At 55.1% G+C, this 14,921-nt stretch carries 18 protein-coding genes; 9 read left to right on the top strand and 9 right to left on the bottom strand.

Annotation, left to right across the window (positions count from 1 at the left end; genetic code table 11):
- Nucleotides 1–124 precede the first annotated feature (124 nt).
- From potG to rlmC, 5 genes are all read left to right on the top strand, one after another.
- On the top strand, nt 125–1,258 hold the full coding sequence (potG, locus tag MUU47_RS19835; protein WP_258989875.1) for a putrescine ABC transporter ATP-binding subunit PotG: 1,134 nt from the start codon (nt 125–127) through the stop codon (nt 1,256–1,258).
- A gap of 11 nt (nt 1,259–1,269) precedes the next feature.
- Nucleotides 1,270–2,223 (top strand): putrescine ABC transporter permease PotH, encoded by a 954-nt coding sequence (gene potH, locus MUU47_RS19830; RefSeq protein WP_258989874.1) that lies wholly within the window; start codon nt 1,270–1,272, stop codon nt 2,221–2,223.
- Nucleotides 2,220–3,065 carry a putrescine ABC transporter permease PotI gene (gene potI, locus MUU47_RS19825; RefSeq protein ID WP_159753930.1) on the top strand — a complete coding sequence of 282 codons (846 nt, stop codon included), beginning with the start codon at nt 2,220–2,222 and terminating at the stop codon, nt 3,063–3,065. Before potH ends, potI begins: the two co-directional genes overlap by 4 nt.
- 75 nt (nt 3,066–3,140) lie before the next feature.
- Nucleotides 3,141–3,614 (top strand): YbjO family protein, encoded by a 474-nt coding sequence (locus MUU47_RS19820; RefSeq protein WP_258989873.1) that lies wholly within the window; start codon nt 3,141–3,143, stop codon nt 3,612–3,614.
- Between the two features lie 42 nt (nt 3,615–3,656).
- Nucleotides 3,657–4,784 carry a 23S rRNA (uracil(747)-C(5))-methyltransferase RlmC gene (gene rlmC / locus MUU47_RS19815; protein WP_258989872.1) on the top strand — a complete coding sequence of 376 codons (1,128 nt, stop codon included), beginning with the start codon at nt 3,657–3,659 and terminating at the stop codon, nt 4,782–4,784.
- Nucleotides 4,785–4,826: 42 nt separating this feature from the next.
- Here the strand turns inward: rlmC and MUU47_RS19810 are convergent, their stop codons facing one another.
- From MUU47_RS19810 to MUU47_RS19800, 3 genes are read right to left on the bottom strand one after another with little or no spacing between them, the layout of a single operon-like run.
- Entirely contained in the window at nt 4,827–5,120 is a 294-nt protein-coding gene (locus MUU47_RS19810) for a pentapeptide MXKDX repeat protein (protein WP_258989871.1), read from the bottom strand.
- A 39-nt stretch (nt 5,121–5,159) separates the two neighbouring features.
- Nucleotides 5,160–5,930 carry a molybdopterin-dependent oxidoreductase gene (locus MUU47_RS19805; protein ID WP_258989870.1) on the bottom strand — a complete coding sequence of 257 codons (771 nt, stop codon included), beginning with the start codon at nt 5,928–5,930 and terminating at the stop codon, nt 5,160–5,162.
- A gap of 9 nt (nt 5,931–5,939) precedes the next feature.
- Complete coding sequence (locus MUU47_RS19800; protein ID WP_258989868.1) at nt 5,940–6,539, bottom strand: cytochrome b/b6 domain-containing protein; 600 nt, start codon at nt 6,537–6,539, stop codon at nt 5,940–5,942.
- 139 nt (nt 6,540–6,678) lie between these two features.
- Here MUU47_RS19800 and MUU47_RS19795 point away from each other — a divergent pair, with 139 nt between their 5' ends.
- A complete protein-coding gene (locus MUU47_RS19795) occupies nt 6,679–7,401 on the top strand; it encodes a response regulator transcription factor (protein WP_258989866.1) in 723 nt (240 codons plus the stop codon).
- Nucleotides 7,398–8,870, top strand: a complete 1,473-nt coding sequence (locus MUU47_RS19790) for a sensor histidine kinase (protein ID WP_258989865.1) — start codon at nt 7,398–7,400, stop codon at nt 8,868–8,870. Before MUU47_RS19795 ends, MUU47_RS19790 begins: the two co-directional genes overlap by 4 nt.
- A 171-nt stretch (nt 8,871–9,041) precedes the next feature.
- On the opposite strand, the gene artJ (MUU47_RS19785) is transcribed toward MUU47_RS19790, so the two are convergent.
- From artJ (MUU47_RS19785) to MUU47_RS19760, 6 genes are all read right to left on the bottom strand, one after another.
- Complete coding sequence (gene artJ, locus MUU47_RS19785; RefSeq protein ID WP_258989864.1) at nt 9,042–9,773, bottom strand: arginine ABC transporter substrate-binding protein ArtJ; 732 nt, start codon at nt 9,771–9,773, stop codon at nt 9,042–9,044.
- A 174-nt stretch (nt 9,774–9,947) separates the two neighbouring features.
- Nucleotides 9,948–10,616: an arginine ABC transporter permease ArtM gene (gene artM, locus MUU47_RS19780; protein ID WP_258966287.1), complete on the bottom strand. Its 669-nt coding sequence runs from the start codon at nt 10,614–10,616 to the stop codon at nt 9,948–9,950.
- Nucleotides 10,616–11,332, bottom strand: a complete 717-nt coding sequence (artQ, locus tag MUU47_RS19775; protein ID WP_159753900.1) for an arginine ABC transporter permease ArtQ — start codon at nt 11,330–11,332, stop codon at nt 10,616–10,618. Before artQ ends, artM begins: the two co-directional genes overlap by 1 nt.
- 6 nt (nt 11,333–11,338) lie before the next feature.
- On the bottom strand, nt 11,339–12,070 hold the full coding sequence (gene artJ / locus MUU47_RS19770; protein WP_110510149.1) for an arginine ABC transporter substrate-binding protein: 732 nt from the start codon (nt 12,068–12,070) through the stop codon (nt 11,339–11,341).
- A 20-nt stretch (nt 12,071–12,090) separates the two neighbouring features.
- Nucleotides 12,091–12,819 (bottom strand): arginine ABC transporter ATP-binding protein ArtP, encoded by a 729-nt coding sequence (artP, locus tag MUU47_RS19765; protein WP_258989863.1) that lies wholly within the window; start codon nt 12,817–12,819, stop codon nt 12,091–12,093.
- Between the two features lie 208 nt (nt 12,820–13,027).
- Complete coding sequence (locus MUU47_RS19760) at nt 13,028–13,540, bottom strand: lipoprotein (RefSeq protein ID WP_258989862.1); 513 nt, start codon at nt 13,538–13,540, stop codon at nt 13,028–13,030.
- A 182-nt stretch (nt 13,541–13,722) separates the two neighbouring features.
- On the opposite strand from MUU47_RS19760, the gene MUU47_RS19755 reads away from it, so the two are divergent.
- Together MUU47_RS19755 and MUU47_RS19750 are read left to right on the top strand one after the other, a co-directional pair.
- Entirely contained in the window at nt 13,723–14,046 is a 324-nt protein-coding gene (locus MUU47_RS19755; RefSeq protein ID WP_258989861.1) for a heavy metal-binding domain-containing protein, read from the top strand.
- A complete protein-coding gene (locus MUU47_RS19750) occupies nt 14,043–14,885 on the top strand; it encodes an N-acetylmuramoyl-L-alanine amidase (protein WP_258989860.1) in 843 nt (280 codons plus the stop codon). Before MUU47_RS19755 ends, MUU47_RS19750 begins: the two co-directional genes overlap by 4 nt.
- Nucleotides 14,886–14,921 lie beyond the last annotated feature (36 nt).

Raw genomic sequence — 14,921 nt, 5'->3', positions numbered from 1 at the left:
TGCCCGGTGAGCAGCACGCCACCGGGCAAGAATAAAACGCACCAGGTCAGTGCAGCTGCACTGTGATGTTCTTTGTATGGCACCGGACCATGCAAATGTTTGTTTTTTGCCGGAGAGCAACATCGTGACTGACGCAATCCCACGCCCACAGGCGAAAACCCGTAAAGCGCTGACCCCGCTACTGGAAATCCGCAATCTGACCAAATCCTTTGACGGCCAACATGCCGTCGACGACGTGAGTCTCACTATTTATAAAGGCGAAATTTTCGCTCTGCTCGGCCCATCAGGCTGCGGAAAATCGACGCTGCTGCGTATGCTGGCGGGTTTTGAAACCCTCACTGCCGGGCAAATTGTGTTGGATGGTGTCGATATGTCGCAGGTGCCGCCGTATCAGCGCCCAATCAACATGATGTTCCAGTCCTATGCGCTGTTTCCGCACATGACGGTGGAGCAGAACATCGCCTTTGGGCTGAAGCAGGACAAGCTGCCGAAAGCGGAAATTACTGCCCGGGTGCAGGAAATGCTCAGCCTCGTCCACATGCAAGAGTTTGCCAAACGCAAGCCGCACCAGCTTTCGGGTGGCCAGCGTCAGCGCGTGGCGCTGGCCCGCAGCCTCGCCAAGCGGCCAAAATTATTACTGCTCGACGAACCGATGGGCGCGCTGGATAAAAAGCTGCGCGACCGGATGCAGCTCGAAGTGGTGGATATTCTCGAACGCGTCGGCGTGACCTGCGTAATGGTGACGCACGACCAGGAAGAGGCGATGACCATGGCCGGGCGCATCGCTATCATGAACCGCGGTAAGTTCGTGCAAACCGGCGAACCGGAAGACATTTACGAACACCCAACGACCCGCTTCAGCGCCGAGTTTATTGGCTCGGTGAACGTATTCGAAGGTCTGCTGAAAGAGCGCCAGGAAGAAGGGCTGGTGATTGACTCGCCGGGGCTGATGCATCCGTTGAAGGTGGATGTCGACGCATCGGTGCTGGATAACGTGCCGGTGTACGTGGCGCTGCGTCCGGAAAAAATCATGCTCTGCGAGGAGCCACCGGCAGACGGTTACAACTTTGCGGTCGGTGAAGTGGTGCACATTGCCTATCTCGGCGATTTGTCGATTTATCACGTTCGCCTGAAAAGCGGCCAGATGATCAGCGCCCAGTTACAGAACGAGCACCGCTATCGCAAAGGTCTGCCGACCTGGGGCGATGAAGTGCGTCTGTGCTGGGATGCGGACAGCTGTGTGGTTCTGACGGTGTAGAGGAGGGTGCAATGAGTACATTAGAACCTCCGGTTCGTGCAAAACAGCCTGGCGGCTTTGCCGTGTATATGTCGAAAATGCAGATGAAGCACGGGCGAAAACTGGTGATCGCGCTGCCATATCTGTGGCTGTTCCTGCTGTTTTTACTGCCGTTTCTGATTGTCTTTAAAATCAGTCTGGCGGATATGGCGCGTGCAATCCCTCCGTATACCGACCTGTGGGAATGGGCCGACGACCAGATAACCCTGACGCTGAATATCGGCAACTTCCTGCAACTGACGGACGATCCGCTGTACGTTGAGGCCTATTTGCAGTCGTTGCAGGTGGCGGCGATTTCGACCGTTTTCTGCCTGCTGCTCGGCTACCCGCTGGCGTGGGCGGTGGCGCACAGTAAGACGTCAACGCGTAACATTCTGCTGCTGCTGGTCATTCTGCCGTCCTGGACCTCGTTCCTTATTCGCGTGTATGCGTGGATGGGGATCCTGAAAAGTAACGGCGTGCTGAATAACTTCCTGATGTGGACCGGGATTATCCATCAGCCGCTGGAAATTCTGCACACCAACCTGGCGGTGTATATCGGCATTGTGTATGCCTATCTTCCATTTATGGTGCTGCCGATTTACACCGCGCTGACCCGCATTGATTACTCGCTGGTGGAAGCCTCACTGGATCTGGGCGCGAAGCCGCTGAAAACCTTCTTCAGCGTGATCGTGCCGTTGACCAAAGGCGGGATTATCGCCGGGTCGATGCTGGTGTTTATTCCGGCGGTAGGGGAGTTTGTTATCCCGGAACTGCTCGGCGGCCCGGACACCATCATGATTGGTCGCGTGCTGTGGCAGGAGTTCTTTAATAACCGCGACTGGCCGGTTGCCTCGGCGGTGGCGGTGGTGATGTTGCTGCTGCTGATTGTGCCGATAATGTGGTTCCACAAACATCAGCAAAAACAGATGGGGGAACACGGATGAACAACTTACCGGTCGTTCGTTCGCCGTGGCGTATTTTGATTCTGATCCTGGGGTTCTCGTTCCTCTACGCGCCAATGCTGATGCTGGTCATCTATTCCTTCAACAGTTCCCGGCTGGTGACGGTGTGGGCGGGCTGGTCAACGCGCTGGTACGGTGAACTGTTCCGTGACGATGCGATGATGAGCGCCGTGGGCCTGAGCCTGACCATTGCCGCCTGTGCGGCGACGATGGCGGCTATTCTCGGCACTATCGCCGCGGTTGTGATGGTGCGCTTCGGGCGCTTCCGCGGTTCAAACGGCTTTGCATTTATGATAACCGCGCCGCTGGTTATGCCGGACGTTATCACCGGCCTGTCGCTGCTGTTGCTGTTCGTCGCACTTGGGCACGCCACCGGCTGGCCATCCGATCGTGGGATGTTCACCATCTGGCTGGCGCACGTCACCTTCTGTACCGCGTACGTGGCGGTGGTGATTTCGTCGCGTCTGCGTGAACTCGACCGTTCAATTGAAGAGGCGGCGATGGATCTTGGTGCGACGCCTCTGAAGGTCTTTTTTGTTATTACGCTGCCGATGATTATGCCGGCGGTGGTTTCCGGCTGGCTGCTGGCGTTTACGCTGTCGCTGGACGACCTGGTTATCGCCAGCTTTGTTTCCGGGCCGGGCGCAACCACATTGCCGATGCTGGTGTTCTCCAACGTGCGCATGGGGGTTAATCCGGAAATCAACGCCCTGGCGACGCTCATCCTCGGCGTGGTCGGGATTGTTGGTTTAATCGCCTGGTTCATCATGGCAAGGTCTGAAAAGCAGCGTGTACGCGATATCCAGCGTGCAAGACGCGGCTGAACCGCTTAAAATCTAAAGCGTTGTGTCATCGTCTCCTCGGGCTTCCCGGGGAGACGTTTTCATGGAAGGCCACAATTGCGATTCTTCTCTAAAACCCGACATTCACATGCTCGTCTGAACGTCCCTGCGCTGGTGCAGGTGGCGGCGCTCGCGATTATCCTGATTCGTGCGCTGGATTTGCTGATGATCCTCAATCTGCTGGGCCCGCAGGGCATGGTGGAGTTCGTGCGTCGTAGCGTTCAAACCTGGACGCTGACGCTGGTGTTTATGGCGAGCCTGGTGCTGGTTTTCGTGGAAATCTGGTGCGCATTTTCGCTGGTCAAAGGGCGAAACTGGGCGCGCTGGATCTACTTCCTGACGCAGGTTATTGCTGCCGGCTATCTGTGGGCCGCGTCATTAGGCTATGGTTATCCGGAACTGTTCAGTATTGCGGGCGAATCCAAACGTGAAATTTTACGTTCGCTGGTGATGCAAAAACTGCCCGACATTCTGGTGCTGATGCTGCTTTTTGTGCCCGCCGCCAGCCGTCGGTTTTTCCGTCTGCAATAACGGTGATACAATCCCGGCCCCTGGAATTTCAAAGGTCTTTGTATGCAGTGCGCACTCTATGATGCCGGACGCTGTCGCTCCTGTCAGTGGCTCGAACAGCCGGTATCCCAACAGCTTGCCGCCAAAATGGCGGATCTTCAGCAACTGCTGTCGTCCTCGACGGTAGAAGAGTGGTGCGCACCGGTTAGCGGCCCGGAAACGGGTTTTCGTAACAAAGCCAAAATGGTCGTCAGCGGCAGCGTCGAAAAACCGCTGCTCGGGATGCTGCATCGCGACGGCACGCCGGAAGATTTATGCGACTGCCCGCTGTATCCCGCCTCGTTTGCCCCGGTGTTTTCCGCCCTTAAACCGTTTATCGCCCGTGCGGGCCTGACGCCGTATAACGTCGCGCGTAAGCGTGGGGAGCTGAAATATCTGCTGCTGACCGAAAGCCAGCTCGACGGCGGGATGATGCTGCGGTTTGTCCTGCGCTCTGACACCAAGCTGGAACAGCTACGCGCGGCGCTGCCATCATTACAGGCTCAGCTCCCACAGCTGAAAGTGATTTCAGTGAATATTCAGCCGGTGCACATGGCTATCATGGAAGGTGAGCAGGAGATTTTCCTCACTGACCAGCAGGCGCTGGCCGAGCGTTTTAACGACGTGCCGTTGTGGATCCGTCCACAAAGTTTCTTCCAGACCAACCCGACGGTTGCCAGCCAACTGTACGCCACGGCGCGAAGCTGGGTGCGCGAATTACCGGTACAGCATATGTGGGATCTCTTTTGCGGCGTGGGCGGCTTTGGTTTGCATTGCGCCACGCCAGGAATGCAGCTGACCGGGATAGAGATCGCGACAGAAGCCATTGCCTGTGCGAAACAGTCGGCTGCGGAACTGGGATTACAGAATTTGCATTTTCAGGCGCTCGATTCCACGCAGTTTGCAACCAATCAGGGCAATGTGCCTGAGCTGGTGCTGGTGAATCCGCCGCGGCGTGGGATTGGCAAAGCGTTATGCGACTACCTCAGCGACATGGCGCCGCCGTTTATTATCTATTCCAGCTGCAACGCGCAGTCGATGGCGAAAGATTTCAGCCATCTATCGGATTACCAGGTGGCACGCGTGCAGCTGTTTGATATGTTCCCTCACACTGCGCATTACGAAGTACTGACGCTGTTGATTAGACGTTAAAATGAGGCCGGGCGATGACAGAACCACGTCCGGCCAGCCATCTTATTTAGACATACTCTCTTTTTTCATTTCATCCTTTTTCATACCGTCTTTCGACATGTTGTCCATTTTGCCCATGCTGTCTTTTTTCATGGTGTCCTTCTTCATTTCGTCCTTGCACATGCCGTCTTTGCACATTTTGTCGTGGGATTTTGACATCCCGTCTTTGGCCATACCGTCGTGGGACATCGACATGTTGTCTTTCGCCATACTGTCTTTGCTCATGCTGTCGGCGGCCTGAACGTTAAACATCACCAGGGCAGAGAAAGCAGCAGCTGCAAGCATTAATTTTTTCATGGGAATTCCTCATTTTTACGTTGTGAAGTGCTTCTGGGTTTAACTGCCACCAAACCAGTTGTAACCCTGATCTTCCCAGTAACCGCCCGGGAAACGATTGGTGACTTCGATGGATAAAACGTGTTTTGGGTTTTTGTAGCCGAGCTTGGTCGGAATGCGGATTTTCATCGGATAGCCGTATTCCGGAGGGAGAATTTTGTTATCCCAGGTCAGGGCCAGCAGGGTTTGCGGATGTAACGCGGTGGCCATATCAATACTGGTGTAGTAATCATCCGCACAGCGGAAACTGACATACTTCGCGCGCATATCCGCACCAATCAGCTGTAAGAAATGAGCGAACGGCACGCCGCCCCATTTGCCGATGGCGCTCCAGCCTTCAACGCAAATATGGCGGGTGATTTGGCTGACCTGCTGCATGTGATACAGCTCCGGCAGCGTCCAGCGTTTGGTGTCACGCACCAGGCCCATAATTTGCAACTGGAAATCACGGCCATCAATCTGTGGGATTTCATCACGGCCATAAAATGCGTTAAACGGGAACGGACGGGTGATCTCGGACTCTTTATATTCAGGCGCCAGATTGCGGTGGCTGAACAGAAAACCCTGCACCCGGTCGTTGAAGCGGGACATGCGGGACAGCGCAGTCTCGATACTTTCGTTATCGCTGATATCACAGCCGGTCAGCATCATGATGCCACCGAGGGTCAGTCCCTGACGCAGCACGCGTCTGCGGTCAGGGCTGAGCAATTTTTCTGCGTCCTTCACCAGGTCGCGGGCGTCACTGTCAGAAAGAAAACCGGGCTTTTTCATCTGTTCTCCTTAACGGCCCCGCAGCATGGCGAGCAGCGTACGCGGCACCAGCAGCACCATCAGCAAATGGATAACCACGAACAACGCCATGGCACTCATACAGAAAAAGTGGATATAACGCGCTGCTTCGTAGCCGCCCAGCAGCTCGCGCAGGAGCGAAAACTGAACGGATTTCCACAACACCAGACCAGACAACACCAGCCCGACGCCCAGCAGAATTACGCCACCGTAGGCCAGCTTTTGCACCATGTTGTAATGGCTGAGGTCGGCGTGCTGGAGCGTGCCGCGCAGCGCGTGTTTCAGGTCATTGAGTAATTCACGCAGCGACAGTGGGAAGAATTTGCGTTTGAAATGACCGCTGATAATGCCGAGCGATACATAGACCGTGGCGTTAATCACCAGCACCCACATCATGGCGAAATGCCACTGCAAAGCGCCGCCGAGCCAGCCGCCGAGCGTAATGTCCGCCGGGAAGGAAAAACCGAACAGAGGAGAGGCGTTATAAATGCGCCAGCCGCTGAACATCATGCCCGCGATGGCGATGGCGTTAACCCAATGACAGCAGCGCAGCCAGAGCGGGTGAATCGTTTTGGAACGCATCCGGGACATGGTCGGCTCTCCGTGAATGACATGTCACCAGCATGCGTGATTTCTTATCACCACATCCTCACGGAAGTTTAAATAAAATGTGATAACTTGCGGCGCCCGCCTGCGTTAAGCTTGGATAAAAGACTGTTGGTGAAACGCGATGAATAACCCAAAGAAAATACTGCTGGTGGAAGACGATCAGGATATCGCGACCTTGCTGCGGCTAAACCTGCAGGATGAGGGTTACCAGATTGTCCACGAAGCGGATGGACATCAGGCACTGGTTCAGCTGGAAAAACAGGTCTGGGATGCGGTTATCCTCGATTTAATGTTGCCTGGCGTCGACGGCCTGGAGATTTGCCGCCGTATTCGTCAGATGACGCGCTACCTGCCGGTTATCATTATCAGCGCAAGAACCAGTGAAACGCACCGCGTGCTGGGCCTTGAAATGGGAGCCGATGACTATCTGCCCAAACCGTTTTCGGTGCTTGAGCTGATTGCGCGCGTGAAAGCGCTGTTTCGCCGCCAGGAAGCAATGGGGCAAAACATTCGTATGGAAGGAGGGCTGATTACCTGCCACCAGCTGAGCATTGATCCGCTGAGCCGCGAAGTGCGCCTGCGCGGTGACATTATCGAACTGACGCCGCGTGAATTTGACCTGCTGTACTGGTTTGCCCGCCATCCCGGCGAAGTGTTTTCGCGTCTGTCGCTGCTGGACCGCGTCTGGGGCTACCAGCACGAAGGGTATGAGCATACCGTCAACACCCATATCAACCGCCTGCGCATCAAAATCGAACGCGACCCCGCCGAGCCGGAAATTATCCTGACGGTGTGGGGGAAAGGTTATAAGTTCGCCAGTGCGAAAACGGAGCACACGACATGATCCGCCGCCTCAGCCTCAGCCAGCGGTTGACGCTGGTATTTACCGCTATCCTGTTGCTCTGCGCGGTGGCGGCGTGCAGCGTGCAGCTGTACAGCACCAGCCAGTACGGTAGCGCGATGGTGCAACGTTTGTCCGCCGGGCTGGCGCAGCAGATCGTTAACAGCGAACCGCTGCTGGATAAACAGGGTGATGTGAATCGCCAGACGTTGCAAACGTTGTTTACCCGGCTGATGACGCTTAACCCGAGTGTGGAGCTGTATCTGGTCTCACCCGAAGGGGAATTGCTGGCCGACGCTGCGCCAGCAGGTCATGTGAAGCGGCAGAAAATCGATATCGCGCCGTTACAGACTTTCCTTGGCGGCGCGGCGTGGCCCATTTTTGGTGACGATCCGCGCAGCCTGGATAAAGAAAAAGTGTTCAGCGTCGCGCCGGTAAGATTCAACGGCGAGCTGCACTGTTATCTGTACATTATTTTGCAGGGCGAAGATCTCAACGCGCTTTCCGACAGCGCCTGGCAGAAAGCGCTGTGGAGCACGGTGCTGTGGTCGCTGCTTTTGGTGGCGCTGTTTGGTTTGCTGGCGGGCCTGATGGTCTGGTTCTGGGTGACGCGCCCGGTGAAACAGCTGACGGCGGACGTGCGTGGTCTGGATCAGGACAGCATTAGCGCTATCAAACAGCTGGCGCAGCAAACGCCGGAAACTGAACCGGCCAACGAAGTGGCTATTTTGCATAACACCTTTATCGAGCTGGCGCGTAAAATTGCCAGCCAGTGGGATCAGCTTTCCGACAGCGATCGCCAGCGCCGCGAATTTATCGCCAACATCTCCCATGATTTGCGTACGCCGCTGACCTCACTGCTAGGCTACCTGGAAACGTTGTCGATGAAAGCCGATACGCTGTCGCCGGAAGACAACCGCCAGTATTTGGCGATTGCGCTGCGTCAGGGGCACAAAGTGCGGCATCTGTCGCAGCAGCTGTTTGAGCTAGCGAAACTTGAGCACGGCGGTATCAAGCCGCAGCTGGAACGGTTTGCCATCGGCGAACTGATTCAGGATGTCGCCCAGAAGTTTGACCTGGCCATCGAAACGCGGCAGTTAAAACTGCAGGTGGAAATGCCGCGTTCACTGCCGCTGGTGAATGCCGACGTGTCGATGATTGAACGGGTAGTTACCAATCTGCTGGACAACGCGGTGCGCCACACTCCGGTTGGCGGCACTATTCAGCTGCGTATCTGGCAGGAAAACGCCCAGCTACAGGTGGAAGTGGCGGACAGCGGGCCAGGTGTGGAAGAGACGTTGCGTGACAATCTGTTCCAGCGTCCATCGGCGTTAAATTCGCGGGCGTCGCGGGAAAATCGCGGCGGGCTGGGGTTGCTTATCGTGAAACGGATGCTGGAACTGCACGGCGGTGGGATCAGCCTGATGGATTCAGTGAGTGGGGCGCGTTTTCGCTTCTTCGTGCCTTTGTAGCATCGCCGGGTGGCGGCTGGGCTTTACCCGGCCTACACACGTGGAGTCGCCCCGGTGGCGGCTGTGCCTTACCCGGCCTACACATGTGGAGTCGCCCCGGTGGCGGCTGTGCCTTACCCGGCTTACAAACATGGAGTAGCCCCGGTAAGCGAAGCGCCACCGGGGGAAATATTACTGCGGGAACCACTGCTCGCTGATTTTCTGGTAAGTGCCGTCAGCTTTAATTGCTTTGAGCGCACTGTTCAGTTTTTCCAGCAGTACTTTGTTATCCGGACGTACGGCAATGCCGAGGCCGGTGCCGAAATACTGTGCATCGGTCACTTTTGGCGTCGCGACACCCAGCTGCGGGTTGGTTTTCAGCCATTCATTGACCACCGCCGTATCGCCAAACACGCCGTCGATACGGCCATTTTTCAGGTCGATGATCGCATTCTGGTAGCTGTCATAGGCCACGGTTTTTACTTCCGGGTGCTTATCCTGAAGGTATTTTTGGTGCGTGGTGCCGTTTTCCATGCCGATACGTTTGCCTTTCAGCTGCTCAAAAGAGGTGAACTCGCCCTTTTTCGCAATCACCAGCGCCGAGTTGGCGTAGTACGGGTCGGTGAACGCCACCTGTTTGCTGCGTTCCGGGGTGATGTCCATCCCGGAAATCACCGCGTCATACTTTTTGAATTTCAGCGACGGGATCAGGCTGTCAAAGGCGTGGTTGGTGAAGGTGCACTCCGCCTGCATTTGTTTGCATAACGCTTTGGCCAGATCGATATCAAAACCGGCAATCTGGTTATTGGCATCAAGGGATTCAAACGGAGGATAGGTGGCGGACACGCCAAAGCTGATTTTCTCTGCTGCAGCCGCGCCTGTGGCGAATGTGGCAAGCAGCGCTGCCAGAATAAGTTTCTTCATGGTAAAGCTCCCTTCGGTCAATCTTATGATGTTGTGCCGTCTCTGTGGTATGGGAGTTACCTTGCCATTTTGTGAATTTATATGCAATAAAATCGATTAAATAACTCAATGTAAAATAAAAAAAAGCGGACGCTCTGGTGAGTGCCCGCTTGGTTGTCGATATTTTATGCAGGATTAATTGCGGCGTTCAAACGCCAGCGCTTTGCGTTCAACGAGACGCATGATTAAGGTCAGTAAACCGTTGACCACCAGATACACCAGACCTGCGGCACCAAATACCATCACGTCATAAGTGCGTCCGTACAGCAACTGCCCGTGACCCATAACTTCCATCAGCGTGATGGTGTAAGCCAGAGACGTGCTCTTGAACACCAGCACCACTTCGTTGGAGTAAGAGGAAAGGGCGCGCTTAAATGCATACGGCAGCAAAATGGCCAGCGTGTCTTTCTTGCTCATCCCCAGCGCGCCACAGGACTGCCACTGGCCTTCCGGAATGGCGCGGATCGCACCAAAGAACAGCTGAGTGGTATATGCGGCGCTGTTAAGCGACAGGGCAATCATTGCGCACAGCCAGGGTTCGGAGAGCAGATGCCATAGCGCGGGATAGTTCTGCAACTGAGGGAACTGGCCCGGACCGTAGTAAATCAGGAAGATTTGCACCAGCAGCGGCGTGCCGGTAAACAGCGTGATGTAGGCGCGGACAATCCACACCAGCACTGGCGTTTTTAGCGTCAGAATGATGGTGAAAATTAGCGACAGGATCAGCGCCAGCACAATTGAGGCCACGGTCAGCGTCAGGCTGGTATGTAGCCCTTTCAGCAGTTCGGGTAAATACTCAAGCATCAGCCTGGTCTCCGTTCAAAGCGAGTCGCGCGCAGGTCAATGCGTTTGAGGATGTACTGACTGAGCAGGGTGATGACGAGGTAAATCGCCGCCGCCACGATGTACCAGGTAAACGGTTCCTGAGTACGGGTAGCGATGCTTTTGGTTTGCAGCATCAAATCGTTCACGCTGATAAGCGACACCAGCGCGGTATCTTTCAGCAGCACCAGCCACTGATTACCGAGCCCTGGCAGCGCGTGGCGCCACATCTGCGGCATCACCAGACGGAAGAAAATGGCTGCTTTGGACAGCCCAAGCGCCTGGCCGGATTCCCACTGGCCCACCGGTACCGCTTTCAGCGCACCGCGCAGGGTCTGTGACGCGTAAGCGGAATAGAGCAAGGACAGCGCAATCACGCCGCAGAGGAACGGGCTGACGTCGAAGTTTTCAATCTGCACCTGCACCGGGATCTGCGCAAAACCGAGGTTCAGCGTAAAGCCGTCGGATAGCATGAGCAGCAGCTGTGAAGAGCCGAAATAGATGAACAGGACCACCAGAATTTCCGGTAATCCACGCAGAATGGTGACCAGACCAGTGCCGACCCACGCGACGGGACGCCATTTAGCTGACTCCCACACCGCAAAGATCATCGCCAGCACCAGGCCAATCGCCAGAGCACAAACGGCAAGGCCGACGGTCATCCCGGCGGCACTTGCTAATGGAAACATTTCGTTCATCAAGAATTACTTCTGGAACCATTTGCTATAGATGGTCTTATATGTCCCATCCTGCTTCACTTTGGTCAGCGCGTCGTTCAGCTTCTGCTGCAGATCGCTGTTACCCTGACGCACGGCGATGCCGAGGCCAGTACCAAAGTAGTCTTTATCTGTCACTTTATCGCCAATCGCCGCCAGTTTAGGATCGGCTTTCAGCCATTCGGTCACCACGGCAGTATCGCCGAACACCGCGTCAATGCGGCCGTTCTGCAGATCCAGCTTCGCATTCATGTAACTGTCGTAAGGCACGGTGGTGATTTCCGGATGCTTATCGGTAATGAATTTCTGGTGAGTGGAGCCGTTCTGCATGCCCACTTTTTTACCTTTCAGCGCGGCGATATCAGCCACTTTGCCTTTCTGGCCGACGAACAGCGCAGAGTTTTCGTAGTACGGCTGGGTGAACAGGACCTGCTTTTCACGCTCTGGAGTGATGTCCATACCGGAAATCACCGCGTCAAAACGACGGAATTTCAGGCTTGGGATCAGGCTGTCGAACGCCTGGTTGGTGAAAGTACAGGTGGCGTCGATCTGTTTGCACAGCGCGTTAGCCAGATCCACGTCGAAGCCGACAATCTTGTTGTTGGCATCCATGGATTCAAACGGAGGATAAGACGCTTCCATCGCAAAACGAATAGTCTGGGCTGCGCCAGCGGAAAGGCTGACGCTGGCGAGCAGCGCGGCAATCACGATTTTTTTCATTGTCATTGTTCCCGAAAACATCAGTGTGAAAGATAGTTTTTAAACGCTTCGGTCTGCGGCTCGGCAAAGCAGCTCGCATCCCCTTGTTCTACAATGTGACCGTTTTCCATATACACCACACGACTGGCCGTTTTACGCGCCACTTCGACTTCATGGGTGACGATCACTTGCGTAATTTGGGTCTGAGCCAGCTCACGAATGATGCTCACAATCTGGGCGGTGATTTCCGGATCCAGTGCGGCGGTTGGCTCATCAAACAGCAGCACCTGTGGTTCCATCATCAGCGCACGGGCAATGGCCACGCGCTGCTGCTGGCCACCGGAAAGGTGTAAAGGATAGCGGTCGCTGTAAGGTTTCAGGCGTAGACGTTCCAGTAATTTTTCGGCACGCGCCAGCGCCTGCTCTTTCGATAAACCGAGCACGCGGCAGGGAGCTTCAATCAGGTTTTGCTGCACGGTTAAGTGCGGCCACAGATTGTACTGCTGGAAGACCATCCCGACGTTCTGACGCAGGTCGCGTATCGCTTTATCGGAAGGGGCTTTGCTGAAATTGAATTGATTTCCCGCAATGGAGAGTTGGCCGGAGCGCGGCATCTCCAGCAGGTTAAGCACGCGCAACAGCGAACTTTTTCCCGCGCCGCTAGGGCCAAGCAGCACCAGCGTTTCACCCTGCGGGCAATCCAGGGCTATGTCGAACAGCGCCTGATGTGCGCCGTAAAAGCAGTTAATGCCTTCTAGTTTTATACTCATCCGGGAAATCTGACACCGATAGCTATTGAGGCCGCAGATAGTAACGTTCACAGAATAGTTATGCAATATTTGTGCGTTAAAACTTAAATATAAACCACGTTTACACTTAAAGTTAGCACAAAATAGCGAGAGCGCAGGGGCAAGGAAATAAATGTCGGCATCCATCACAGAATGCCAGACATTTAACCTGAGTGATTAAGGGGAGATTTTACTTAGTCAGCGTCTGGCGCAGTGTGCCAGCCGGGGCATGAACGGTGCCGCCGAGGTAGCGCACGTCGTCTACAGCCCAGCATTGACCTTCGCGGATCATCAGCACTTCATCCTGCCAGCTCTGAGAACCTTGTTTCAGTTCAACGTGAAGCGGAATGTTGTGGGCGTCAGTATTTGGGATGGTTGATGAGCTGGCCACATCAGCGCTGTCGGCGGGTGTTGTGCGGCTGGAGAACAAGTCTTCCTGCAACAGAGCGCGTTTATTCGGATCGTTGTTCGCATCGTTAAGCACTTTTGCCAGATCGTCGCTCAGGTACGGACGCAGTGCGGCTAAATCGGTGGTATGGTGCTGAATGTGATAGTCGTAAAACTTCTGTGCAACGGTGTCCGGGCCACCTTCTACGCAAGGACCTGAACGGGTACCGATATCCTTGAACGCAGGTGTGACGGTGGTACAGGCGCTCAGCAAAAGGGCGCAAGGGACAAGAAGAGCAGCGGCAGAGTAGCGCATGAGTGATTTCCTTATAATATTCCTGTCATACTTCAAGTTGCATGAGCGTTGGCTACGCCTTCCTGCAACTCGAATTATTTAGGGTATAGACTGACTACGGTATTTAGATGTTTTCAAGCATAGCGTATCGGTACGATAATGTGTTTGATTAACTGAGCTAAGGCATTGAAGAAGGAGGACGAATGCAATTCTCAACGACCCCAACACTGGAAGGGCAAATCATTGTCGAGTACTGCGGCGTGGTGACCGGGGAAGCGATTCTCGGCGCGAACATTTTCCGTGATTTTTTTGCCGGTATCCGCGATATCGTCGGCGGGCGCTCCGGTGCGTACGAAAAAGAGCTGCGCAAAGCGCGTGAAATTGCGTTTCAGGAGCTTGGCGAGCAGGCCAACGCGCTGGGCGCCGATGCCGTGGTCGGCATTGATATCGATTATGAAACCGTCGGCAAAGACAGCAGTATGCTGATGGTCAGCGTCAGCGGTACCGCAGTTAAAGTGCGCCGATGAAGCGCTTTTTACCGATAGCCCTGGCGCTGCTGTTGGCAGGCTGCGGCAGTGATAAGGATGCCAGTAGGCAGAATCTCATCAGCAAACCGGGCTATATGCTGGATACGAGCCATCCGGCGACCAATGCGTACCCGCGCATCAAAATGCTGGTTATCCATTACACCGCCGGTGATTTTGAGACGTCTCTGGCGACGCTGACGGATAAACAGGTCAGCGCGCATTATCTGATCCCGGACACGCCGCCTGAACGCAAAGGTAAACCGCTCATCTGGCAGTTGGTTCCGGAACAGGATCTGGCCTGGCATGCGGGGGTAAGCTTCTGGCGTGGGGCCACGCGTATCAATGACACATCGATTGGTATCGAACTGGAAAACCCTGGCTGGGAGAAAACCGCGGGCATCAAAAGTTTTACCCCGTTCTCCCCGTCGCAAATCAATGCGCTGATACCGCTGGCAAAAGACATCATTGCCCGCTATCACATTGAACCGCAAAACGTGGTGGCGCATGCGGACGTTGCGCCGCAGCGCAAAGACGATCCTGGGCCGCGGTTCCCATGGCAACAGCTGGCGAAGCAAGGCGTTGGCGCGTGGCCGGATGAAAATAGGGTGGCATTTTATCTCAACGGTCGTCAGCCGTCGGAGCAGGTGAATAGCGGGTCAGTGCTGGATTTGCTCGCACGCTATGGCTATGAAGTGACACCGGGGATGACATACACGCAGAAGAAACGGGTGATCATGGCGTTCCAGATGCACTTCCGGCCCGAACGTTGGGACGGCGTGGCGGATGCGCAAACGCAGGCGATTGCCGAAGCGTTACTGGAAAAATATGGTCAGGGTTGATTCGATTGAACGATTTGGCAAAGGATTGCCGAGGGT

Source organism: Scandinavium hiltneri (assembly GCF_024764835.1).
Lineage (GTDB): Bacteria > Pseudomonadota > Gammaproteobacteria > Enterobacterales > Enterobacteriaceae > Scandinavium > Scandinavium hiltneri.
The sequence above is the reverse complement of the archived record's forward strand: the minus strand, read 5'-3'. Positions and strand labels throughout refer to the sequence as shown.

Coding starts and splice junctions, on each gene's coding strand:
- potH (WP_258989874.1), top strand. CDS start 1,270: ATGAGTACATTAGAACCTCCGGTTCGTGCAAAACAGCCTGGCGGCTTT.
- potI (WP_159753930.1), top strand. CDS start 2,220: ATGAACAACTTACCGGTCGTTCGTTCGCCGTGGCGTATTTTGATTCTG.
- rlmC (WP_258989872.1), top strand. CDS start 3,657: ATGCAGTGCGCACTCTATGATGCCGGACGCTGTCGCTCCTGTCAGTGG.
- MUU47_RS19810 (WP_258989871.1), bottom strand. CDS start 5,120: ATGAAAAAATTAATGCTTGCAGCTGCTGCTTTCTCTGCCCTGGTGATG.
- MUU47_RS19805 (WP_258989870.1), bottom strand. CDS start 5,930: ATGAAAAAGCCCGGTTTTCTTTCTGACAGTGACGCCCGCGACCTGGTG.
- MUU47_RS19800 (WP_258989868.1), bottom strand. CDS start 6,539: ATGTCCCGGATGCGTTCCAAAACGATTCACCCGCTCTGGCTGCGCTGC.
- MUU47_RS19795 (WP_258989866.1), top strand. CDS start 6,679: ATGAATAACCCAAAGAAAATACTGCTGGTGGAAGACGATCAGGATATC.
- MUU47_RS19790 (WP_258989865.1), top strand. CDS start 7,398: ATGATCCGCCGCCTCAGCCTCAGCCAGCGGTTGACGCTGGTATTTACC.
- artJ (WP_258989864.1), bottom strand. CDS start 9,773: ATGAAGAAACTTATTCTGGCAGCGCTGCTTGCCACATTCGCCACAGGC.
- artM (WP_258966287.1), bottom strand. CDS start 10,616: ATGCTTGAGTATTTACCCGAACTGCTGAAAGGGCTACATACCAGCCTG.
- artQ (WP_159753900.1), bottom strand. CDS start 11,332: ATGAACGAAATGTTTCCATTAGCAAGTGCCGCCGGGATGACCGTCGGC.
- artJ (WP_110510149.1), bottom strand. CDS start 12,070: ATGAAAAAAATCGTGATTGCCGCGCTGCTCGCCAGCGTCAGCCTTTCC.
- artP (WP_258989863.1), bottom strand. CDS start 12,819: ATGAGTATAAAACTAGAAGGCATTAACTGCTTTTACGGCGCACATCAG.
- MUU47_RS19760 (WP_258989862.1), bottom strand. CDS start 13,540: ATGCGCTACTCTGCCGCTGCTCTTCTTGTCCCTTGCGCCCTTTTGCTG.
- MUU47_RS19755 (WP_258989861.1), top strand. CDS start 13,723: ATGCAATTCTCAACGACCCCAACACTGGAAGGGCAAATCATTGTCGAG.
- MUU47_RS19750 (WP_258989860.1), top strand. CDS start 14,043: ATGAAGCGCTTTTTACCGATAGCCCTGGCGCTGCTGTTGGCAGGCTGC.